24 protein-coding genes are annotated in these 21,992 nt (G+C 30.1%); 22 read left to right on the top strand and 2 right to left on the bottom strand.

Annotated elements, in window-relative coordinates; translation table 11 throughout:
- Position 1: 1 nt before the first annotated feature.
- The 5 genes from ACZ41W_RS12620 (at position 2) to ACZ41W_RS12640 (ending at position 7,569) form a co-directional block, all read left to right on the top strand.
- Complete coding sequence (locus ACZ41W_RS12620) at positions 2 to 835, top strand: hypothetical protein (RefSeq protein WP_464312338.1); 834 nt, start codon at positions 2 to 4, stop codon at positions 833 to 835.
- A gap of 129 nt (positions 836 to 964) precedes the next feature.
- Positions 965 to 2,527: an S-layer homology domain-containing protein gene (locus ACZ41W_RS12625; RefSeq protein ID WP_464312339.1), complete on the top strand. Its 1,563-nt coding sequence runs from the start codon at positions 965 to 967 to the stop codon at positions 2,525 to 2,527.
- Between the two features lie 36 nt (positions 2,528 to 2,563).
- Positions 2,564 to 6,394 (top strand): hypothetical protein, encoded by a 3,831-nt coding sequence (locus ACZ41W_RS12630; protein WP_464312340.1) that lies wholly within the window; start codon positions 2,564 to 2,566, stop codon positions 6,392 to 6,394.
- Between the two features lie 133 nt (positions 6,395 to 6,527).
- Positions 6,528 to 7,016 (top strand): hypothetical protein, encoded by a 489-nt coding sequence (locus ACZ41W_RS12635; protein WP_464312341.1) that lies wholly within the window; start codon positions 6,528 to 6,530, stop codon positions 7,014 to 7,016.
- A 97-nt stretch (positions 7,017 to 7,113) separates the two neighbouring features.
- Positions 7,114 to 7,569 carry a hypothetical protein gene (locus tag ACZ41W_RS12640; protein ID WP_464312342.1) on the top strand — a complete coding sequence of 152 codons (456 nt, stop codon included), beginning with the start codon at positions 7,114 to 7,116 and terminating at the stop codon, positions 7,567 to 7,569.
- 2,356 nt (positions 7,570 to 9,925) lie between these two features.
- Here ACZ41W_RS12640 and ACZ41W_RS12645 read toward each other — a convergent pair.
- The gene (locus tag ACZ41W_RS12645; RefSeq protein WP_464312343.1) at positions 9,926 to 11,314 is read right to left on the bottom strand and encodes a hypothetical protein; all 1,389 of its coding nucleotides are present in this window, start codon (positions 11,312 to 11,314) and stop codon (positions 9,926 to 9,928) included.
- A 111-nt stretch (positions 11,315 to 11,425) separates the two neighbouring features.
- Here ACZ41W_RS12645 and ACZ41W_RS12650 point away from each other — a divergent pair, with 111 nt between their 5' ends.
- The 10 genes from ACZ41W_RS12650 (at position 11,426) to ACZ41W_RS12695 (ending at position 16,574) form a co-directional block, all read left to right on the top strand.
- Positions 11,426 to 11,962 carry a hypothetical protein gene (locus tag ACZ41W_RS12650; protein WP_464312344.1) on the top strand — a complete coding sequence of 179 codons (537 nt, stop codon included), beginning with the start codon at positions 11,426 to 11,428 and terminating at the stop codon, positions 11,960 to 11,962.
- Between the two features lie 4 nt (positions 11,963 to 11,966).
- Positions 11,967 to 12,449, top strand: a complete 483-nt coding sequence (locus ACZ41W_RS12655) for a hypothetical protein (protein WP_464312345.1) — start codon at positions 11,967 to 11,969, stop codon at positions 12,447 to 12,449.
- 57 nt (positions 12,450 to 12,506) lie between these two features.
- Positions 12,507 to 13,640 (top strand): DUF3825 domain-containing protein, encoded by a 1,134-nt coding sequence (locus ACZ41W_RS12660; RefSeq protein WP_464312346.1) that lies wholly within the window; start codon positions 12,507 to 12,509, stop codon positions 13,638 to 13,640.
- Positions 13,641 to 14,083: 443 nt separating this feature from the next.
- On the top strand, positions 14,084 to 14,251 hold the full coding sequence (locus ACZ41W_RS12665) for a hypothetical protein (protein ID WP_464312347.1): 168 nt from the start codon (positions 14,084 to 14,086) through the stop codon (positions 14,249 to 14,251).
- Positions 14,252 to 14,290: 39 nt separating this feature from the next.
- The gene (locus tag ACZ41W_RS12670; RefSeq protein ID WP_464312348.1) at positions 14,291 to 14,500 is read left to right on the top strand and encodes a hypothetical protein; all 210 of its coding nucleotides are present in this window, start codon (positions 14,291 to 14,293) and stop codon (positions 14,498 to 14,500) included.
- Positions 14,501 to 14,514: 14 nt separating this feature from the next.
- Complete coding sequence (locus tag ACZ41W_RS12675) at positions 14,515 to 14,796, top strand: hypothetical protein (RefSeq protein WP_464312349.1); 282 nt, start codon at positions 14,515 to 14,517, stop codon at positions 14,794 to 14,796.
- Between the two features lie 239 nt (positions 14,797 to 15,035).
- Positions 15,036 to 15,251, top strand: a complete 216-nt coding sequence (locus tag ACZ41W_RS12680; RefSeq protein ID WP_464312350.1) for a hypothetical protein — start codon at positions 15,036 to 15,038, stop codon at positions 15,249 to 15,251.
- Positions 15,252 to 15,266: 15 nt separating this feature from the next.
- Complete coding sequence (locus tag ACZ41W_RS12685; RefSeq protein WP_464312351.1) at positions 15,267 to 15,758, top strand: hypothetical protein; 492 nt, start codon at positions 15,267 to 15,269, stop codon at positions 15,756 to 15,758.
- 32 nt (positions 15,759 to 15,790) lie between these two features.
- Complete coding sequence (locus tag ACZ41W_RS12690; protein WP_464312352.1) at positions 15,791 to 16,318, top strand: hypothetical protein; 528 nt, start codon at positions 15,791 to 15,793, stop codon at positions 16,316 to 16,318.
- 58 nt (positions 16,319 to 16,376) lie between these two features.
- On the top strand, positions 16,377 to 16,574 hold the full coding sequence (locus tag ACZ41W_RS12695; protein WP_464312353.1) for a hypothetical protein: 198 nt from the start codon (positions 16,377 to 16,379) through the stop codon (positions 16,572 to 16,574).
- A 26-nt stretch (positions 16,575 to 16,600) separates the two neighbouring features.
- On the opposite strand, the gene ACZ41W_RS12700 is transcribed toward ACZ41W_RS12695, so the two are convergent.
- Complete coding sequence (locus ACZ41W_RS12700; RefSeq protein WP_464312354.1) at positions 16,601 to 17,803, bottom strand: hypothetical protein; 1,203 nt, start codon at positions 17,801 to 17,803, stop codon at positions 16,601 to 16,603.
- Between the two features lie 209 nt (positions 17,804 to 18,012).
- Here ACZ41W_RS12700 and ACZ41W_RS12705 point away from each other — a divergent pair, with 209 nt between their 5' ends.
- The 7 genes from ACZ41W_RS12705 to ACZ41W_RS12735 all read left to right on the top strand — a co-directional run bounded on the left by ACZ41W_RS12705 (position 18,013) and on the right by ACZ41W_RS12735 (position 21,968).
- Positions 18,013 to 18,549 carry a hypothetical protein gene (locus ACZ41W_RS12705; protein WP_464312355.1) on the top strand — a complete coding sequence of 179 codons (537 nt, stop codon included), beginning with the start codon at positions 18,013 to 18,015 and terminating at the stop codon, positions 18,547 to 18,549.
- A gap of 110 nt (positions 18,550 to 18,659) precedes the next feature.
- The gene (locus ACZ41W_RS12710) at positions 18,660 to 19,280 is read left to right on the top strand and encodes a hypothetical protein (RefSeq protein ID WP_464312356.1); all 621 of its coding nucleotides are present in this window, start codon (positions 18,660 to 18,662) and stop codon (positions 19,278 to 19,280) included.
- 31 nt (positions 19,281 to 19,311) lie between these two features.
- The gene (locus ACZ41W_RS12715) at positions 19,312 to 19,833 is read left to right on the top strand and encodes a hypothetical protein (RefSeq protein WP_464312357.1); all 522 of its coding nucleotides are present in this window, start codon (positions 19,312 to 19,314) and stop codon (positions 19,831 to 19,833) included.
- Positions 19,834 to 19,869: 36 nt separating this feature from the next.
- Positions 19,870 to 20,067, top strand: a complete 198-nt coding sequence (locus ACZ41W_RS12720) for a hypothetical protein (RefSeq protein ID WP_464312358.1) — start codon at positions 19,870 to 19,872, stop codon at positions 20,065 to 20,067.
- 195 nt (positions 20,068 to 20,262) lie between these two features.
- Positions 20,263 to 21,225, top strand: coding sequence for a DNA adenine methylase (locus ACZ41W_RS12725; RefSeq protein ID WP_464312359.1), 963 nt, complete (start codon positions 20,263 to 20,265; stop codon positions 21,223 to 21,225).
- Entirely contained in the window at positions 21,225 to 21,587 is a 363-nt protein-coding gene (locus ACZ41W_RS12730) for a hypothetical protein (RefSeq protein ID WP_464312360.1), read from the top strand. The genes ACZ41W_RS12725 and ACZ41W_RS12730 overlap by 1 nt, the downstream gene beginning before the upstream one ends.
- Positions 21,588 to 21,659: 72 nt before the next feature.
- On the top strand, positions 21,660 to 21,968 hold the full coding sequence (locus tag ACZ41W_RS12735; protein ID WP_464312361.1) for a hypothetical protein: 309 nt from the start codon (positions 21,660 to 21,662) through the stop codon (positions 21,966 to 21,968).
- The last annotated feature ends 24 nt before the right edge of the window (positions 21,969 to 21,992 follow it).

The following is a 21,992-nucleotide window of genomic DNA, read 5'->3' on the forward strand; positions in this document are numbered from 1 at the left end:
AATGAAAAATAGAAAAATAGTATCAGTATTGATACTGGCGGTTTTAATAATAAGTCAAATTAGTATGGTTTTTGCAGATACAACACCAATATCAGTTAATTCAACTGATATTGAAGAGTTAACAAAAATAATAACTGAAGTAAGTGGAAATCAAAATACAGGTGGAAATGCAAAAATCGAAGTAAAAGCAGAAACAAAATCACCAGAGGGTAATTCAAAATTAACACTTATGGAGTCAGATGGTACTCAAATATATTTTAGTGTAGATGCATTCAAGAATGGAAATGAAAAAGAAGTTAAGAAAATGATGACAAAATTCATAGATGGGTTAAAAAACTCAACTATTGACAGTGCAACTCAACAAAATATAATGACAGAAATTCAAGCAACTGATACTGAGGTAGCAGCATTTATGATACCTCTGATATTTGATAACAGTAAAGCAGATTTATTTACAGCTTATAAATGGATAAGCCCATTGTTGGGTGCATTAAGAACTATATTTGGAATAGGTGCATTTATTATCATATTAATATTGGTGGGTAGTACAATCCTAGATTTAGTTTATATGGGTATTCCATTGTGGCGAGAAGCGAAAGCAGAGAAATCAGGAAGTAATAGTAGACCATGGGGCATAAGTTATGAGGCTTATTCTGTAATAAAAGAAACAGAAAGTACAATGACTTCCGGTGAATATAGAAATGTTTATTTAGTTTATTTTAAAAGAAGGGCCTTAACTTATGTATTGTTAGCAATTTGCATAATGTATCTAATAGCAGGACAAATAGGTGATTTAGTAGCAGGTTTGTTAAATTTAACTAGTGGAATATTTTAAGAGAGGGGTTTTAACCCCTCTCATTCAAAAACCAAATAGTCAATGGACATATAGCGCGATAAAATGGACAAATAAAATTATATTGGTATATACCTGATAAAAATCAAATATGAAAAGGGGTAGAGATTTATGAAAATTGATAATGAGCAAATCCAAATAATTGTGGAGAGTACTTTTACAGGTAACAGAAAAAGAACAAATGTTAAGGCTATATTTAGGAATGTAGTAATTACAAGTCTTTTAGCAAGTCAGTTGTTGAGTGGGAACTTGATGCCTGTTTATGCAGACACTACATTACCAATTACAGACAATGCAGTAATGGAGTACCAAATTAATGGTTTAACTGAGTATTTAAAGGAAACAGAAGCAACAATAGTTTTATTGCAGCGATTAATTGTTAAGAATCAAGATTTAGCATCTACAGTAGGGAAATTAGCGGTTTCATTAAAGCAAATAGAAACTGAATTGAATAAAACAAGTGATTTAGATGCAGTAGGAAAAATAATAGAAAATGTAGAAACAGTAATAAAAAATATTAACTTTCCAAAAGATGCAATAATTCAAAATCTAAATGCCCTTAAAACAAAATATGAATCATTAGGTGGTAGTGTAACAGCAACAATAACAACACCACAATACAAGGCAAATCCAGTAAATATCAAATTTGCGGATGTTAATTCAACAGATTGGTTTTACAACTATGTTAATGACCTAGTTGGAAGAGGTGGAATAAAAGGTTATCCAGATGGAACATTTAAACCCCAAGGGACAATCACAAATGCAGAATATATAAGCATGTTAGTGGGTTCGCTCGGTGATAAAACAACTTTAGGCAGTATACCAAGCAGTGGTCAATGGTATCAGAAAAATGTAGAGTATTTAACTATAAAAAATGTGGATTTATCAGGGGTAGATTACTCAAAACCAATTAATAGAGAGAGTGTAGCATATATAACAGCTAATTTATTATTTAAGGATTCATATATTAAAGCATCTAAAGTGGTAGTTGAAAACCAAGACATACAGAGTGCAAAAGGTTGGTTCAGTGACTTCAATCAAGTAAATAGTAAAAACCAACAGGCAATCGCCTATATGTATCGAGAGGGTATTATAAAAGGTAGTGTAAGTAATGGTAAATATGTGTTCAAACCTCAAAGTAATTTAACTCGCGCTGAAGCAGCAACAATAATAGTAAATGCTCTTAATGTCATAGAGGGTAAAGTTTCAGAAACAAAAAGAGCGCCAATAACCATCCGTGAGGATGATAAAAACAGAACTATCTTACCTCAGGCAGGGGATACATTTATAACTAAAGATGGTCGCAGTGTAGTATTAACAGCAAGGGTATTTTCTGGAGCAATAATAATCGGTTATGACCAAGGTATTAATATTTATACAGGTATGCGCTATGCAGATGGAACTTTTTTAGAACACGGTGATAATGGCACATTTTGGGAGGGTTCAAAAGAGGATTTAAAATTAATTAATGGTCAACCATATTTGGTTGATACTAAAACAGGTATGGGTTATTTTGCGAGTCAATGGCTTTGTATTAGGTCTGAGTTAACCTCTCAAGCTAACAGAGAAATATCAAATCCATTTGAGGGTCAAACTTTTGGTCCTGGTGATTGGTTGAAATATAACGGGAAACAATGGATTTGGCAAGGACCTAGTACTGGGCAACTTGATTAGATTGATTAATGTTTTATAAGGATAGAGGTGTTCAAAATGAGGAAACTAACTAGTATTTTATTGGTATTAATTTTATTAGTATCAACAATTCCAACATACGCAACAGGTAATAATGATGCACTACCAAGTAACCCGAGTGCGGGTAAAGGTAGCGCGCTTTGGAATATACCTGCATATAATGATTTAGGAATGCGAGTTGCAGTATATTGGGCAAGTAGCGAAGATAATTTTAAATTAGGTGATATTTATAAAATAGGGAAACCAACTGATTTTTTTAAACAAGGTAGTGGAGCAAGATACAAAATTGAGCAATATACCACGTATTCAGTTTTTGACTATATGTATAATGAAAATCTTAAAATAAAAGATTTTAGTTCTGAAACAAACACGAAGAACTACAAGTATGTAGTAGATAATACTTTACCTGATATTAGAAGAACTGTTTTAGATTTTAAAACTGCTAAAGGTGAATGGGATAAATGGCTTTTATCACCAGATACTACTGGGACATATACATTTACAAATTTATCTGAAATAACAGCTAAACTAGGTCAAAAAATAGAACCTCAGGATTTAAGAAATGGTATATTAAATGATGGAAAAGGTTCGAAACAAAAGGGTATTTACAAAATCTACATTGAACCAGTGTCCTATTCTTTCATCGATGGAATCTATTCTGCAATGACAATGAGAGACCTAATATCTTGGCAATATAGTTATGACAAAGGTTTTATCAAAACAGACAAAATAAAATCAAACAGTACAGGAGAGTACTATAATCCTAGTATTATAACAGCATTAACACCCTTGTTTGATACAACGGGTAATAGCCAGTATTTACTGTATGATGTAAATGCTCTTAATCTAAAAGGCAATACACCAGTTTACCAAATAGATGGTAGTACAACATCTGATGCTCGAAATGAGATAAAAAAACAAATCCAGCCGGGTGGTAAAATTTATAACTCTATGGGAGTCGGTGAGTATGAACTACCAGTAAAAACTATTAATGATATACCATTAGTTTATAGGACATACTCGGTAGTTGATGATGTGAAAGATGGAAAAATTATATATAAACATGTGGTAACAAAAGAATTGATACCTGAGTTATCGCTAGGTGGGGGTTATACACCACCAGATTTATCATATATATATTTTCCGGATGGAGAAACACATATCAGAGGTGTTGCAGTATTGAATGATATGGTAATTTCAAAATTGTTAATGGACTCTAGCAGCTTGGTTTGGAATAGTCTACCAAAGTCTAATATAGGAGAAATAACAGCTAAAGATATAGATTATTATGCTTTGTCATTAGCTGAGGGTGTTGGGGTAGATATAGATGTTTATACTAACTATTTTAAAAAATATGATAAAGAAAATTATAATAAACTGACTACATTACACAAAGATTTAACTCTAGCAATGCAAGAAGATGCAGTAAAATCAACATTTGAAACAAAACAGAAAATTAATAGTTTTTATTTTCAAATCTATATGTTAGTCGGTGGTTCTTATGCTCGCAGTGGTATTATCTCATCTTCTGGAACAATAGATGACTTAATAAAATCTAGATTTGGTGATATTTTGAGTAAACCAAAACAATTAACTTCAATATCTGAAATACCATTAAAACAAGGTGATGATTACTACATTGCTTATGAGCACTACATTATATTACCATCAAGCAGTCAGGTAAATATAATTGAAACAAGACAAGAGGGTACTAACAAGTTAATCAAATCGAAAATAGAAGTAGACCCAATACAGATAAGTGGTGCGCAGATAGAAATGCAAATAGCACCTAAAGAGGGTTTAAGTGTAGAAGAATATAAGGTTTCAACTTCTAAAGATTTAAGTAAGATGCCAACAGGCGGTATCAAGCAACAAGGCACCAAAATAGAGGATAAATTAATAGTATCATTGGTAGATAATTTATTTGTTCGATGGGTTGAATATGTACCATACAGTGCATCAGCAGGTATAACAGATGCAGTACCAGAGTGGCGACTTAGTAAATATGTACCAGCAAGTACTTCAAATTGGTTAAAATCAACTATGTCATTGGGTAATCTAACACAGGATGACCCAATAGCAGTATCGCTAGGTTATACAGGTTATCTAAATCCGACAAATTTATCGTATGCGCCAATAAATGCAAATGGTAAACAAGGTGTAGATACAAGATATAATGATTGGTTGTATAGTAAGACATTTACACATGGTAGTTATAGTTTAACTCGAAGTAATCCTAGCGCAGATATAGATTTAAGAGCAGATAAGCATTTAATTAAAAGCACAAGCGGTTTTGGTCTATCATTAGCAAATTGGGTAGGAAATAACTCAATAAGTGGTATTAGCGACATATTAGCAAGTAATAAAGGTGTATCTTATAAGGGTAGTGAAATTATTGAGAAATCAACATCCTTAAATTTAAAAACACTTAATGTTAATGATTTTAACAACTATTACAGCACTACTTATGATGTTACTGTAACCCGCACCGGTATTAGATACACTCGCAATAGTAATGGGGTTCTGTTAAGTTCTCCATACACCTACACAGATACAGAAACTAGGGGTAGAATATCAGGACCACAGACAATAACACCTAACCAAGCGATTTATACACCTGCAGTAGATGCAGTAGCAGTAACATTCGAAAGATTTAAACCGAGCATAATTGATAATAAAATTAAGATAATTCCAAAATCAAATGTTGATAATGGTTTGACATCTATTACACTAGACACTAAAAAGTCCTTGTCAGTGTATCCTGAGGTAGCAATGATGTACCAAGATAATGCAGGTGCAAACAGTATCAGATTTGTAGCAGGAGATATTGCTAGAACAGTCCCTGTCGCAAGTTATCATACAATGGATTACAATGTATTTGTAACACCAAAAATAACCACACCAACAGCAACAATAGATAGTAGAGCGAGACAATTAGCAACTAAAATTGGTCTAACAGGGTTGCAACCTATGATTTTAAAAGGCGGTATGGTTACAAGTAATTTTGATATTAAGAAAGCCAAAGCATCAAGTGAAAAAGGTGAGTTAGTGGTTAAGTCTTACACGATAGATTTAGCTGAAAATGTTAAATCAGCTTGGGGTAGCACAGTCAATATTAATCAAATCCATACAGACTACCTAACAAAATGGGATTTCAATAGTGCATCAGGTTTTTCAAAATTGGAAATAGCAAATGCAAATAATAATGGTGCAACCTATACAGGTCCAGAGGTTTATGGAAGTAAAAAAATAGGAAATATCAAATACACTAAATCAACAGATACTAGTAAAACCTATGCACTAACAGTGCGAGGTGGTGTAGTAACAGCAGTAGATAATACACCAATAAATACTATCAAATCAAATAATCCAGAGTTATATAGTGCTCTTGAGGGTTTACAGTTAATAGGAAGTGGTTCGGTTTTGAGTAATTTTGCACACAAAGAGGGTAAAGCTCTTACTGAAGCAGAATTTAAAACTAAAGCAGCAACTGTCAAAGGTATAGATAATTTAACACTAAATGAGGGGTGGTACTCAGAAGATAGCACAGTATTGGTAATTAAAGAAATTTCAACTACCTATAAAATAGATAATTATTTTAGCAGTGATGCAATACCATTAGCAGTAAAAGGTTTAGAAACACCAATAAATAAAAATGAGTTTTATAGTAAGGGTTTCAGGGGCCATACAATTCTAAATTATTCTTTACCATCAAGAGATTTAGGTAGTGGTATAGGTACAGTTAAAGCATACTTCGAACATAACAGCCAAACTGGTAGCGAATATGGAGATAAAACAACAGAGTATGGTGTACCAAATGTAAGTATCCAAGATGGTACAGGTTGGTAAAATGAAAAAATGCATCCATTAATTTGGGTGCATTTTTATTTTTAACAATAAATAAATTGCTTTAACATAAATCATGGACATAAAAATATATATTAATTAGATAATTAGTAAAACTAGGAAAGAGGTAGAGACAATGAAGAAGATTTTAATAATGTTATTAATGGGGTTAATGGTAATAAGTAATGTAAGTGTGTTTGCTAATGCAAACACCGCGCTTACTGAGAAAACATATGTGGTAGAGCGAACCAATTTTGAAAAAATCCCATATATGCAGTTAGGTACTAAGGTAATCAATGTGTGGGGAGATAAAGATATAATCACATTATCAGATAGTGATTATAAACAAGTAGTTCAAAAAGGAGTAAAATTAAGCCTTTTGAATGATAGTAAAATACTATCAACAGCAGCTGAGGGTAGATACACTAAATCAATTTTAAGCAGTAAATACAAAATAGCAGCAGGTGATGGTTATATAGTTGGGTTAGAAACATTAAATCCACTAGGAGAACCAACACAGGGTGAATTGCTTGGTATGTTTAAAGCGGGTGATGTAATAGATTTTAAGGGTTTTGATTTCAAGTACTACCATATAGTTGGGTTAAAGATAGAAAAAATCAAGTAACAAAATGGGTGTGGTTCCTCTCCTTACCACACCTAATACATAGTAATTAACTGTGTTGGGTTTAAACCTAATAATAAAGTGAATGTGAGGTAGTGAGATGCAGAACATACGACAGAAATTGAAAAAAAATGGGTTAGATAGAAAATCTATGTTGATAGTTGTAGAGGGTAAATTAAATAGTAATGGTGAAATAAATTATAAGTATTTGGTAGCACCAGCCAGGGTGGAATTGTTTAAATCCTTGACTGAACCAAGAGATAATTCACCATCAACATTTTTAAAACTAAAATCACTAACAAATGCTTATAATCAAGGTGTAATAGACATAACTAAGGAAGTATATGAGGATTATAAAGATTTTTTAATATTAAATAATTCCAGTGTAAAATATGGAAATGGTTGTCTATTAGTAAAAGGGGTTAAGCGGATGTATTCACATCCATTTAATAATATTGATTATGATATATTAATACATGATGATTTAGTTTTTGATGTTATGGATAAAGAGATAAAAACCATTTTTGTTGAAAATGCTTTTTGCATAAACAGATAATCTTAAATTTAGGGAGACCTAAATTTTTTTTTATTTATTTGAAAATTTTTTTTACTATATTCTATAAAGGTTTGAGTGTCTTTTTATAAAAATTTATAAAAAAATTACGGTACAAAATGAAAAATGGACATAAATGTGGACAAAAATGATTATCTATTATAGATAGATGTTTTAAGAATGTTTAAAATTTTTTCGGAGGCGATGATATTGAAAGAAGATGTTGAAAGAATATTGAAGAATAAAGAAAAAAGGGGATTTTAAGGCAAGTTAGGCAAGTTAAGTCTATTAGATGATTAAGTAATATAGATAATTAAATGATTGTGTAGTAATAAGTTATGTAGGGTTTATGAAGTTTAATTAATGTAAGGGGTTTTGTTTATAAAACATAAAAGGGTTTAAATCAAATAAGATAATAAATACATATGTGTAATCACTAGATAGCAGCTGTCAGGCTGCTATCTTTTTTTTGAGCAGTATCGCCCGTGAGCGGTGATATATTTAAATAGGTTAAAGAGGATAATAGAGATTCAAATAGGTTAGATTTAGAATTGGATGTTATTAGGGTATTGTTTATAAGGGTTGTGTGTTCCTAGCCATTCTGGCAATATAACACAGTCTAAGGTATATATGACTGAAAAAGTCTTATATATCTTCTCTATCTAATCTGCTATATGGTCAAATCCTCATAATCACTAGCAAAATAGTATTTTACTATTTTGCTAACTCCCGCTCTCTCAACTACTAATTCCCGCTCTCTTTCTACTTTCTTCTACCCGCCGGGAAGTAGTAAAGAGGGGATTTTGTAAACAAAATCCCCGAGCATTAAAGCCAAGTAGAGCGAAGCGGTTAAAAGCAGTAATATAAAGGGTTAGAAGTAATAATAGGGTTAAGTGTTATCAAGGGTTTTAAAGCATTTAAGGGGTATCATCTAAAATTGGCCCTATTTGCACAAACTAGGTCCAGTATTATTAAAACCTTGAATTATCAAGGTTTTAGATAATTAGAACATACAATTTTCAAAACTGAACATACAAATTTCAGTAGTTTAAATCTCAGTATTTAAGTAGATATTATAAAGGTTTCATTAGGGTAGAATAATATAAGCCTTTATTTTTATAGGGTATATTCTGTGCAATATTGGCCAAGTAAATCATCTTCTTCAAATTTCCATCAACTACATATTTTCAAAAATAGAAACCTTGATATATCAAGGTTTCGGTTATTATCAACATACAATTTTCAAAATCTAACATACAAATTTCAGACAACATCGAGCGAAGCGGTTTGACAGAGTTAAAGTAATTTAGTTTGGTAATATAGATAGTAGAGCGGTAGTCAGCAGTAAAAGTAAGAGAAATAGTATTAGAGCGGTTGTAATGATTATAAGGGTATTGAGCGAAGCGGTTATAGCTGTTAAGTTAGTAGAAAAGTAGCTGTAAGGAATTAGGTGGTTTAACTAGTATTATGTATGAAAGACATTAGGGGTATTAAACTGAATTGCCTAAGGTTGGTGCTAATGTGCCTTTAGGCACAAACTCCACCCGTATACCTTATTTTCTCTAATCTAAATGCTCCCCGATAATCTCATTTATACTTCTTCTATTTCTACCCGACCAAAGTTAAAACCTTTAAGTTTTAATGGTTTTAACTTAAATCAACATACAATTTTTAAAACCGAGCATACAAATTTTAGTATCTATATTTTCATCGGTTAGCAGTAGTTAGGATAGAGTTATTTAATTAGGGTATTATATAAATCTTTAAGAGTAGATATTTACTAGGTAGAGTAATAAGGGGAATATTTACAGATGCTGGTGCTGTTGTGCCTTTAGGCACAGATTCCACCCGTGTTCTTCAGATGGTAAATATATAGGAAATCAATATATTTAGAATTTATATAGAATATATTTTGATTATATATTGATTATATAATCATTTTAAATAGACTATATAATCATTATTAATAGATTTTATAATCATTCTAGATTGATTTTAGAATCAATTTAGAATGTATTTATATGGATATCATCTGAAGCTCGGTATTTTATAAAAATTGAAACACTTATAATTACAGTGTTTCAAGAAAAGCGAACATACAATTTTTAAAATCAGACATACAATTTTCACTGCTTTAAGTGTCATAAAGGGTTTAATCTAGTATTTTATTATAAGTGATTAAAAACTACTCCTGTGTATGCAAAAAGTATATTAATATGAAAGGGAAATGATGATTTTGGTTTGGTGGGTTTTGTACAGAATGTACCAATTCACCCGTGTAAAACAGAGAGCGCAATAATCATCGTATAAGTTTAACAGAGCAAAATAGCTATAAGAAAAAGAGAGGTAAATCCTCTCTTTAGTCATTCTTAGGGTATAGGAGTTGAAAATCTTCAAACTTGTTCATTCTAAGAAAAGAAAATCTATTTATATTACTTAATTCTTTCAATAAAAAATCTCTTAATTTTTGGTGGTAAATGATTGCATTTTCTTCTGAATAGGAATCAAAACTTTTATCATATAGATATTTATTAAACTGTTCTAGAGTATGTGAAATATTTGAGAGATTACTATAAACACTATCTACTACTCTATAAAGAGCTTTGTTATGAGTTGTTTTATTTTTAATGATTTCTTTTAAAGAGTCATATAGGGTAATCAAAAGATTTTCAATTTCATAAAGTGCATAATTACCTTTCAAATGTTCACTACTGAAATATTCTAGTATGTTTTCGGTTGCAATAAGTATCTCAAAGTCATTGAAGAATTTGTAAATGTTATAGTACTCAGGTTTAGAAATTTTAAAATAATTAGCGGTAGTTTCACATACACCATCTTTGTTAAGTACCTTTATAGGAAGTACAATATTATAAGCATTATAGTCATGAGCTTCTTTGGTATAAGTTGCACTAGTAAATTTTATACCTTGAAAGAGGTTAGTTTTATTAACCCATGCAAGTACCATTTGAGGTACAACATACTCATGGATAAAGGGAGTTCCCTTAGTTTCAACAGCAATAGAAGATGCAAGTCTTAGAGGGTACATAGTAAGAAACTCAATTAAGATTTTTTCTCTAATTTCTTGTTCATCTTTATTTTGATTGAGTGTAGCTAAATTTGTATCAATGCACAGATGTAAAGGTCTATGTGTAAAATCAAGTAGTTTAAAATTGTGCATATAATAGTAGTTTGCGAACTCAAACTCAGCAATATAGAATTTATTTGGTAAATTTGATTCGAACCAACATAGTTCGGGAGCAGAAGAAAGATATAAAGATGGCATACCGGGTAGAGAAAATCGGCTAGTAGAAACATAAGCCCTTTTATTAAATGGGGTATGAAAAATATCAAATCTGCTAAAATCACTTCTTTCATATTCAACTTCTCTGACTCTATAGAATGAGTTGTGTTTATAATGATGTTTGATATTTACAAATTCAATGGATTCATAAATATTATCCATAATGTTGTATATTATAGAGTAAGCTGCAGCATAATTAGCCTTATCATATTCTGCTAAAGAAGTATTTACAGCGCTAGCGGTATCTTCAATAAGGGGTATTAACTTATAGAGTTTAATATAAAAGTTCTCAGATAGGGTCCTTTGACCATTTATACTCAACTCTTTGATACATTTTATGTATTCTTCTAATTCTTTGCTTACAAACTCACAGAATTCTCTTTCACCCCGGTATTTAGGTAGTCTTATTCTAAATAGGTAATTTAGTAAATCATCATTAGTTTTCATACTATAACCCCCAGCATTTTTCTTTATCATATAAAATCTACATCCATAATGCAAACCTTTTGCAACCCGCTAGTGAATACTTTATAATATAACAGTATGGGGGTATCTGAAATGAAAATTAGGGTATTGAAGAACACCAAAACAAAAAAGTCAAAATGTAAGGTTTTGTTTGAGCGGGAGAGTTTCAAGCTACCTGTAGAGTTGTTGCGGTATCTAGATTTAGAAAATAAAGTTAATTATATTGAATTTTACATATCTGAAGACTATCCTGATGCATTTGTTCTAAAACCGCTATTTGAGTATGTAGAACCAAATGTGTGTTTTGTATGTGATACTGATGTTTCTGAGTTCAAAACTTATAGGGGTAAAAAAATCTGTCTAGAATGTAAATCAATAATAGATGGTAGCAAGGTGTATAGAATCAATCGGTTATCTAAGAGATATACAAAAGCAAAAACACCAAAACAAAAAGTGGCAAGTGAAAATTTTACTTATGTAAAAGACTTGGTAGATTGGTGTATTATGTGTGGTAGCAGAAAAGAGATAGAAATACTGTTCAAGGGTAAGAATGTTTGCGGTGATTGTAAGAAGTACCTAATAAAACATAGCAAAAATAGAATAGTAAAAATTATAAAAATGGCGGTGTAGAATAATGACAGAATATGAAATTAATGAGAAACAAGTAGAAGAAATAAAAAAATTACTAAGTATAACTAATGTATTTACAGGTGTAACTCTTTATTATAATAATAAAGCAATTACGGCTTCAACCATAGAAAATAATGTACATCCTGAAAAGTTCTTGGAATATTATAATGCAAAAATGATAACTATAACTTTTGAAGTGGGTAGTGTTTTATATCAGATATATAATGGTCAAAGTACTGGTATAACTGAAGATGGTTGTGATGATTTTGATTGGAAAATACAATCTGTTTTAAATGATATTGCAGAAAAGTATAATAGACAGCTTGATGTCTATACAGAGGGTAGTATATTGTTTACACCTAAAGTTGAGTTTGGGAGTTATAGAGATATTAGTATATATCAGACAGAGTTAGGTAAACAAAAAAGTGAAGTGCGGTATGGACTAGATGAAGAAATGGAAAAAATAATATCCAAAGTATACAAATAATAATCGAGTAAATTTATAAAAATGAGAACTACTCAAATAAATTAAAGGGGTATATTAATGAATATTAACAGTTTTGCTTTTTGCCACCGCAATAAATATGAGTTAATTAAAGATTTATGTGCACTTGATGAACCTACGAGTGAAATTGTAACCAAAATTGAAAGTGAATTTAATGATAAAAATGTTGTTTTTTTGAATAATGGTTCAATTTCAAAAAATGGAATATCTAATGAAGCATACTTTAAAACAAGTTATTCAGATAGTTATGGTGACTCTGTGTGGTTAAAATTCAACAAGAATACAAACACAAAAGAGGGTGTTGCACCTTGGTATTTAGCAGATATTAGTATATTTTCTGATTTAACCGAAGGTATTTTAAGAAAAAATATGATAACTATGGGTAATTTAGTGTTTAATGTTTTTAATGATATGATAACATTCCTAGAAAATTTATGTCAGATGGCTGAACCTGAGAACTGGAAATATAAAACTGAATCAAAAATAAATCATCCCATACTAGCATCTTATATTAAATACACACTGAAGAGATTAATTGTGCAAGGTAAGTTAATCAATTCAAAAGATGGTAATTATATCATTTTTAATACTGGACTGTTAGATAGAAAATTTGGTCAAGATATAAATATCATAGTTGAAAAATTCGATGTATTGGTATTAGATACACAAGTAACAATGTACAAAAATCCGGTTATAGTTTTGGAAGATGATAGGAAAATTTTAACAATGTTTGGTAATGTAACTCCAGAAATAGCAACATACTTTGATACAATTGAAGAAGTAATTTATAATCCGGATTATGATTTAAGATTGAATTGGAAGCATGTTTTTGAAGATAGGTTTGAGAGAATCAAAGAGGCTACAAAAATAGAGTATGATTTGCCCGAATTAGTAATGAGATTTAAGGGTAATGAATCTATAATTAAGAAATTAGCTAAAAGAAATTATAAAATGGTAGTACCCCAATTCTATAATGGAGATGTTCAGTTTTTATTACCTATTTACTTAGGTAATTCATATCAAGGACAACCTGATTTTGTATTGGTACTGGAATGTGATACTGATAACAAATGTTATTTTGGCGCTACTGTTTTAACGGTTGAAATGTCATATCAAAATGCTAGATTATTAGCAAAAACTGACAGTCCTTGGCTTACTAATGCTACATCCTAATGTAAAATCTTATCATTATATGTTTTACTAAAAGCAGCTTAGAGCTGCTTTTTCTATTTTTTGATAAAACCTATATACTATAAAGGTTTAATGACATATAACAATAAATGAGTGTTTATAAGGGATTGAGGGGTATATTTTCAATTTTTTGAGTATTATTTGAATCTTAAATTTAGATTCTTATGGTTTAACCAACTATTAGAATAAAAACAATTTAAAAGCAAAAAAAAAGAATCCTATTGTATTTTAGGATTCTTTTTTTAACCTATAACACATTAAAACCCGAAATATCGGGGACATCTGAATTTAAACAGGTTTATTGTAAATTGGTACAAGAGGGGGAACAACAAAAAATAAATCAATATGACAAAAATAATGGACATAAAAATATATATTAATTATAAAAGAAATAACTTTTGATAGGGTAGAGCGAGGTGTTGAAAATGGAATTAAAAGTAAGAATGTTTTTACTTGTGGCAGTACTAATGTGTTGCGGTATTTTTATATACTATTATTTTTCGGATGCTGAGCTGCAATTAGCATTAGCACAAGCAGAGGCAATGAATACTGAAGAAGTGTTAGATATACTTGATTTAATATTTTTATGGTAGTGTTATTGAAGTTTTTAAGGAAATTATAGAGGTGGTGTTATGAAGAAAAAAATCGCGGTAGTCGGGTTAGTAGTATTAATAGTAACAATAATTGGTTTAGTGATATTTATAAAAAACACCGAGGTAGATGAACAAATCCCAGAGCGGTTAGTTGAAATTAAAGAAGCTGAAGAGTTAGACAGTATAAATAGTACAGATATTATTTATGATGAAGTGTTTGAAGTTGAATGTCCGGATGAGGGACAGTGAGAGGAAGGTTTAATATGGTAAAGAAAAGAGAAATGTTGAAAACAACACAAGAATTAGCAGAGTATAGAGGTTCAAATAAGGTTGTTAAATCGGGTAGTAAAGACAGATTGGAAATTAATCATCCAAATTTTGATTTTTATTATTATAACACATTGATATTTAGATTGGTTGGAACACAAGGTTATATGATACCAAACAATCTAGCTGAATATATGCCTATAACACAATCGGTTACCAGAAGAATAAATGATTATATAGGTTATTTTGAAGAAATGGGTTATAAGCAAATAGGTTAATATGTTCATTATATAGTTGGTGTTTGACTAGTATCAAACACCAACAATTCATAGGGATAGAAAGAGGGTTTTAAGATGATAAAAACAGTTAAAAATTTATTGAATTATAATGGTAGTTCAACAAAAACAAGGGTTATAGGTAATGATTATCTGAATAGGCGCCATATTTATGGTGATAGTATAGGTTTACCAAAATCTACTTTTTTTGTTTCCGAGTTTAATTATAGGAATGGAAGTGAATGGTGTGTTTTGTTCGATGTGAGGAATGCTTTAACCCTAGTGCAGGTCAAAATTATTATGCTCTAGCAGGTGTTGGTGGTAAAGCAGTAGAAGAGAGAATGCAGATATATAGAGCATATGCTCAGAAAAATGGTTTGGTAGAATTGAGTATATATGAGATACCTAGGATTTATGGTGCAGATTATAGAGATTTCCTACCACCAAGTGGTTATTAGAAAGGGGTTAATATTATGTCTTTATTAATGAATGTACAGATGGAACTAGAACAAAAGGGGTTTGATATATCAGGTTTAAGGAATGGAACCAAAATAATTTATGCTGTAGGCACACCAAAAGAGGGTAGAGTAGCAGTTAAACTTTTAGCTCTTGACCCAAGTAAAATAAAACCTAGTATGGTTATGGATAAAAATAGAATTCTAAAACCATTAACTGAGTTATATAGTTTAGGGGTATTTGATATTACAAAAGGTGTATTTGAAGCATTAAAAAGAAATATTAGACATCCTCAGGATGCATTTTATTATAATGGTGGTATTAGTCTAATTGCATTACACGCAAAACATCCGGATTATAGACCAAATGAACTAAACCTAGCATTATTTGATGATTTTTATATTGATGGAGGTTTTGTAGATGATTTGATAGATGCGCTTTGGAATGATTTTAGTTTGGTAGAATATGAAGGGCGCAAGGTGCATGGAATAGAGTTAGCTAGGTTTTAGTATATTAGCAACATAATAGGATAGAGGTGGTTATGTATAATTTAGAGTCATTAATAAATCATTTAGAAGTTTTGGGTTTTGATATAAAAAGGGAAAATTGCGGTGTAGGAGTAATAATTGCAGTCGGTGATGTGATTGAAAATAGGCAAGCATTGAAAGTGCTTGCTTATGACCCAGTAAAAGCCAGTATTAAACATATAATGCAGCGAAAAACCTATAAACTAAAACCATTTAACCAACTATATGAATTTGGTCTGGTTGATATAACAGAGCGAGCATTTGAAACTTTGACTATTGTTGATGACGATGCAGTATATGAAAATGAGTTTATTTATGTAAATGAAATACAGGGTACTATACCTTGTACTACTGGTATTCCAATTACTAGCGATATACTATTCATTAATGATATGTTTGAGGATTATGAAAATATCAGTGATAGTGATATTTTAGTGGATTATTTCTCTCAGTTATGGGATTGTTTTTATAATTATTTTAGGACTAAAATAAATCCGAATACAATGACAGAATATGATGGTTTATGGGCGGTGCGGTTCTGAGGGTTTTAAATAAAGCTATAAGTCTAATAAATAAAGAAAAGAAGAAAGAGGTAAAATTATGAAATTAAAAGCAGATGGAGTTTATTTTGAATCAACTGGTATAATGTGTTATGTAAGAAATGGAAATGTTTTTGCAGCAGATGACCAAAACACTCAACCATATGGTAGAGCAACTAAAACAAATGTAGAAACAGCGATAAGAGATTGTAAGCGATTAGTAAAAGATTGGGAGCGCGAGCAATATTGTGGGGATTAAAGAAGAAGAGTTAGAGCAAATTTGCTCTAACTCTTTTTTAAATTTTTTTCAGTATAAAGATTTTTAATAAGGTCAATTTGTTTTAATAAGTTATGTTTTACAATTGCATCGATATAATCTGATGGTAATTTGTAATAAATATCTTCATCATTATTAGATGTAATCAAATCATCTATAGAGCAATTAGTAATGTAGTTTGTTAAAGTCAGCAATATATCGGTAGATTTATCTCCTAGTAATGTAATTAATAAATTCAATATTTGATTATAAGGGACTTTGTGTGCTTCAATATCATAAGCAGCATTCAAGATTTCTAATTTATGAAGATTGACTTCAGTTATACCTACGAGTCTGGATATGTCATTATATGGTTCTTGAATATTTGGAATAAAATACTCTATTGGTAAACCAAAAATAATACTTAAGTTTTGAAGAGAAATTACATCGGGTAGATTGCTTTTGTTTAAATTTAGATAGTCTTGGAAAGTTGTTCTTTTCTTACCCGCATAACTATAAATATCATATTGAGTAAGTTTAGAAGCATCAACCAATAAATTATAATGAATAAAAAAGTGAAGTTTATAAATTAGGGTTATTGCATTATTCATTACATCAATATTGTTTGTATTATTTTGTATAATATCATTTATAGTTGTTTTTAGGTTTGTTATGGATTTCTTGAAATTAGTATTTTTTATATCAACATTATTTATTATCATATCTAAATACTTAGTTTCAAAAGTTGATATAACAATATTTAGATTATTAGAGTAAGTTAATAGATATTGATAACATAAAAGTAGGTGAGTATTTATTTCAGTTTTTGTCAAACTGTAATCAATATCAACTAATGAATATGTTTCATTTTGAATACTAGTGTGTATAGTTAAAACTTTAAATTTGTTCTTAATCTTGGTAATTCTTCTTTTCTCTATGTTACCATCACTATTTCTTACCTTTTTATATATAGGAACATAGAAATTATTAAGTGATATCACTTGATTATTGACAGAGAGTTCAGGTAAAAATTTATTGTTTTGTAGAAAAGCACCTATATTGTCTAGAATAGGAGTAATATAATCTATATTAGAATAAAAAATTTTCTCATCTTTGTAATTGCTACTATCACTTAGTTGTTTTATTTTATTGATTTCACTAATATAATTATTGATTTCAAGTAAAATACTTCTGAAAGATGGTATTTTTATAAATTCAAAATTACTACTCATGATATACCCCTTACACAATTTAAATATTCTATTAATAAAAACCTGGAACTTCGGGTTTTTTTTGTTTTTTTGCTTACTTTATTACAACAATTATCGCTATTATACCAAAATTCACCCGTAAAAGCGACAAATTAAATATGTTTGTAAGTATAGTATCCTAAGAGTGTACCAAGTAGCAAACAAACTAAAAATAAAAGGAGAATAAAAAAATGAGTTATGAGAGATACAAAGAAATATTGACAGAATTAGATGACCAAAGTGTAAATTTAGGTTGGTATAAACCAATATCAGATGAGGATGAAATTTTATTAACTAAAGAGTTTATGTCACAAGTAAAAGTAAATAGAAGTAATAAATATTATGAATTGGTTAGTTTTAATGAGTCAAAGGGTTTTGAAAAATTGAATAAATATTGGCTCTCAGAAATAGATGAACTACTAACCGAGTATTCTGTTTGGGAAAATGCACCAAGTGAAAGCAGTTGGCTGTTAAGTGTTTTATTGAAAATTGATGAGTTTTCAGAAGATTTAAAAACAGAAATATTGTATGAAATAAATAATGGTTTTATAAATTACAGTGTACCATCTTCAAACCATTATTTAGTGGCATATTATAAAAATTTTGAATATGTGTGTTGGTTCAATAAAATAGTAGCATCATTATCCAGATTGCTAGAATACAATGACCTATACTGTATAAAGGTTTTGATTGTAAAACTCTATGAAAAGCGACTACAAGAAGATTAAGGGGTATTAAATCTACCCTAAAATATCAAGGATATTATCAGACTATCAGAAATGAAACAAACAAATAATATACCAAGTAAAAACATTGGTAACTAAAAAAGGAGAAAAAAATGATGAATCGCGAAATGAGAAGACAAATGGGGATTAAAGAAAGTAAATCAGTTAATAATATTAAGGGTTTTGGAAATGTGTACAAAAAATTAAACTTCGCTCCAGAGGTAGTATACCACCTTACTAAAGTAGAAAATGCGAAATCAATAATTTCAGATGGAGAATTAAAAGTTTTCGCAATTGATGGGTTGTGTTGGTTATGTGACAGTTTTGAAAAAATTCAAAAGGTTGCTGATTTAACAGTAAAAAATGTAGGTGGAACTTATATTAACAAATATGGATTACCAGCAAGATATGGCACATTTAAAGCTAGTGATTATGTAGTATTAAAAATCAAGCCAAGTAAATCAAAGAATTGGGTAAAGTTTGTTGACCCATTAGAAGAAGATTTAAAGAAAAAAGGTGTTGAATTTGAGAGTGCTAATAAATACTCGATTGCTCACATAGATAATCTGAAATTACAACAAATAGATGTTTATGATTTGTATGGTAATACAGTAGATTTGAGTAAATTAAGTGCAAGCGATAAAAACAAAAGCTTTTTTAAAGAGAATCCAATTAAAAATATGATTGTAGAAATGAGTAAGCAGCTTGCCAAACAAATGGCTGGTATTAACTAATAAAAACTAAAAAAAAAGGGAGATTAAAAAAATGATGAATCGAAAAATGAGAAGACAATTGGGAATCACTTCACAACACCAAGGAAATGGACAACAGGGAAATAAATCACAACAAGAAAGTAAGATTTGGGAAATTATTGATAAAAGTATTAATAGAAGTAGATTAAACAATTTTTATGTTGATGAAAACATAAAATATGAGATGTTCAGAGATTTAAAGGATTTACCGATTGAAATAGCGCAACTAATTGTTGATAAGCATTTTGAGAGTCAATTAGAAAAAAGGGAATTTAATAGGCAATTATCAATCCAACGAGTTGAGATGCATATAAAGGGGATTATTAGCCAATTTGGTGAATATTTAGATAATGAATCCCACAATGAGTTGTATAAAATGGGTGCATTATATTTTGACTATGAACTTGACATGATAGATGAAAAAGTATCAATGCTAATTAAAGCAATTGCAGATGGAATAATATTAGGTTTCCAGAAAATAAGTATTACTGTGGATTTAAAAACCAAGTGCATAAATACTAAAGGTATTAAATAGGAAGAAAAGGAGAAAAGAAAATGAAAAAACACATTATTGAGGTTAAAAGCATCAAAAGAGAAAGCGGTTAAAGCAGCAGAAGATGTTAAAACAACAGAAGATGTTAAAACAGCAGATGAATCAAAACCAATAATAAAAACTCAACAGCCACTCAGGACAGCATCTGTATTTACACTGAACCAAAAGGAAAAACAAGAAGAACAGCCATTGTACAGACATCTAATGGCAATCTAATAGGTAACATATAAAACTGAATAGGGTGTGGTGTTACAAAAAACAAGGCTACATCACACCCTAAAATTACCAAATAATTGAATATAAGTAAAAATAAGGCTTCATTGAAGTGTATGGGATGAGGGTTTATTAAGTGCACTTTTCAACCTAGAACTTCCAAAATATAGAATAAATAACAATATAAGGATGGTTTTGATGAGAAAAAAAGTTGATGAAACACAAGTAAAAAATAATTATATTGCTAGTCCACTAAATTACACAGGTAACAAAAGGAGATTGGTACCACAGCTCTTACCATTATTTCCTAAGCGAATTACAACTTATATAGAGTTGTTTGCGGGTAGTTGTGTAATGGCAGCGAATGTATCTGCTAATAAATATGTATTTAATGATTTATTAGGTGATGTGTTAGATTTAGTCAAGTTGATAATTGACTCAGACTCTGATGAATTAATTAAGAAAATTAGAGATATAACAGCAGAATTTAAAGTAGATAATAGAAATCAAAATAGGGAGAATTTTTTGAAATTATTAGATTACTATAATACCGAAAATAGAGAACTATTTGTTTTATTTGCTTTAGTATCTGCGAGTTATTCCAATCAACTTAGATTTAGTCAAGAGGCGAAATTAAATGGAAAATCAAGTGTAAATAAATCATTCCAATCTAAAGATAAAAAACTAAGTTTGAGTTGGGGTGAAAGGTTTTTTAATGATAACCAAGCATTAAACTTAAGAAATTTTGCAAATGCTATGCGAGGTAAGGATTTAGAGTATCACAAAACTGATTTTACTTTAGTCAATTTAGATGGTTTAGATAGTGAGAGTTTAGTATATTTGGACCCACCATATTTGTTAACTGACACAGGTTATACCAAAAGTTGGTCAAGTTATCATGAACAGAGATTATTAAATTATATAGATGATTTGCACTCAAAAGGTATTAGATTTGCTTTATCAAATGTAATTGAGTCTAAGGGTTTAACTCACACTCAATTAGTAGATTGGTCTAAAAAATATAATGTGCATTATTTGGATGTCAGTTATAAAAATGCATCTCATCAGAGAAAAGATAAAACATCACCTGATGTAGAGGTTTTAATTACAAATTATGACCCACAGACATTTGAAATAATACAGTTAAAGCAGGCAGCCTAATGATAGATGAACTAAATCAGCGGTTACAGATTTTAGGATATACAAACCGACAAGTCCTTGATATACAAGGACTTGCGGTAATCCGAATAGATAATGATGGTTTTATCATCTATATCCACCCGTATGTAGGAATAGTCCAGGTAGGGTTAGCAGTAGATATGTCTAGATTAGATTTAGAGCGGTGGTTATACAAAAATGAGTATTTTGATTATGGAGTAGCGGTAATAGATAGGCGAACTGTTTTAATGGGTTTTCTAGATATTTCTGCTGATGATATTATATCTAGTTATATTTTGAAAAAACTAGTAACAGAAATGAAAGCAAATTTGAGAGGATTGGTGTATCAATCCTCGCTACAGTAAAACAATTGGTTGGACAAATAATTTGGACAAATAAAACTATATTAAATAACAAGATGAAAGTGAGGAATATATATGAGATATTCAAATGGTTTATATTATGTAACAGGTTGGGAGTGTTCTATAGAGCAGGTGGTTAATGGTGATACTATAGAGACCTATATACCTGAGAGTAGATGTGATTTTAATACTGAAGAATTGCAGGAATGTTTAAATTGTGTTTTAGGTTTAGTGTATAACATCGGTGGAATTTGCTTATTGGTATATGATGGTATTCTCTATGGAGTAGATTGTAATAATACTGAAAAGCTTGGTGTTGCAAATAAAACCAATATTAGAAAGAAAATGAGCGATATCAAGAACATTGAAAAACAGTGGAGGTAAGAAAATTTAATTATGATTAGTGTT

Source organism: Fusibacter fontis, assembly GCF_055378735.1.

Coding starts and splice junctions, on each gene's coding strand:
- ACZ41W_RS12620 (WP_464312338.1), top strand. CDS start 2: ATGAAAAATAGAAAAATAGTATCAGTATTGATACTGGCGGTTTTAATA.
- ACZ41W_RS12625 (WP_464312339.1), top strand. CDS start 965: ATGAAAATTGATAATGAGCAAATCCAAATAATTGTGGAGAGTACTTTT.
- ACZ41W_RS12630 (WP_464312340.1), top strand. CDS start 2,564: ATGAGGAAACTAACTAGTATTTTATTGGTATTAATTTTATTAGTATCA.
- ACZ41W_RS12635 (WP_464312341.1), top strand. CDS start 6,528: ATGAAGAAGATTTTAATAATGTTATTAATGGGGTTAATGGTAATAAGT.
- ACZ41W_RS12640 (WP_464312342.1), top strand. CDS start 7,114: ATGCAGAACATACGACAGAAATTGAAAAAAAATGGGTTAGATAGAAAA.
- ACZ41W_RS12645 (WP_464312343.1), bottom strand. CDS start 11,314: ATGAAAACTAATGATGATTTACTAAATTACCTATTTAGAATAAGACTA.
- ACZ41W_RS12650 (WP_464312344.1), top strand. CDS start 11,426: ATGAAAATTAGGGTATTGAAGAACACCAAAACAAAAAAGTCAAAATGT.
- ACZ41W_RS12655 (WP_464312345.1), top strand. CDS start 11,967: ATGACAGAATATGAAATTAATGAGAAACAAGTAGAAGAAATAAAAAAA.
- ACZ41W_RS12660 (WP_464312346.1), top strand. CDS start 12,507: ATGAATATTAACAGTTTTGCTTTTTGCCACCGCAATAAATATGAGTTA.
- ACZ41W_RS12665 (WP_464312347.1), top strand. CDS start 14,084: ATGGAATTAAAAGTAAGAATGTTTTTACTTGTGGCAGTACTAATGTGT.
- ACZ41W_RS12670 (WP_464312348.1), top strand. CDS start 14,291: ATGAAGAAAAAAATCGCGGTAGTCGGGTTAGTAGTATTAATAGTAACA.
- ACZ41W_RS12675 (WP_464312349.1), top strand. CDS start 14,515: ATGGTAAAGAAAAGAGAAATGTTGAAAACAACACAAGAATTAGCAGAG.
- ACZ41W_RS12680 (WP_464312350.1), top strand. CDS start 15,036: ATGGTGTGTTTTGTTCGATGTGAGGAATGCTTTAACCCTAGTGCAGGT.
- ACZ41W_RS12685 (WP_464312351.1), top strand. CDS start 15,267: ATGTCTTTATTAATGAATGTACAGATGGAACTAGAACAAAAGGGGTTT.
- ACZ41W_RS12690 (WP_464312352.1), top strand. CDS start 15,791: ATGTATAATTTAGAGTCATTAATAAATCATTTAGAAGTTTTGGGTTTT.
- ACZ41W_RS12695 (WP_464312353.1), top strand. CDS start 16,377: ATGAAATTAAAAGCAGATGGAGTTTATTTTGAATCAACTGGTATAATG.
- ACZ41W_RS12700 (WP_464312354.1), bottom strand. CDS start 17,803: ATGAGTAGTAATTTTGAATTTATAAAAATACCATCTTTCAGAAGTATT.
- ACZ41W_RS12705 (WP_464312355.1), top strand. CDS start 18,013: ATGAGTTATGAGAGATACAAAGAAATATTGACAGAATTAGATGACCAA.
- ACZ41W_RS12710 (WP_464312356.1), top strand. CDS start 18,660: ATGATGAATCGCGAAATGAGAAGACAAATGGGGATTAAAGAAAGTAAA.
- ACZ41W_RS12715 (WP_464312357.1), top strand. CDS start 19,312: ATGATGAATCGAAAAATGAGAAGACAATTGGGAATCACTTCACAACAC.
- ACZ41W_RS12725 (WP_464312359.1), top strand. CDS start 20,263: ATGAGAAAAAAAGTTGATGAAACACAAGTAAAAAATAATTATATTGCT.
- ACZ41W_RS12730 (WP_464312360.1), top strand. CDS start 21,225: ATGATAGATGAACTAAATCAGCGGTTACAGATTTTAGGATATACAAAC.
- ACZ41W_RS12735 (WP_464312361.1), top strand. CDS start 21,660: ATGAGATATTCAAATGGTTTATATTATGTAACAGGTTGGGAGTGTTCT.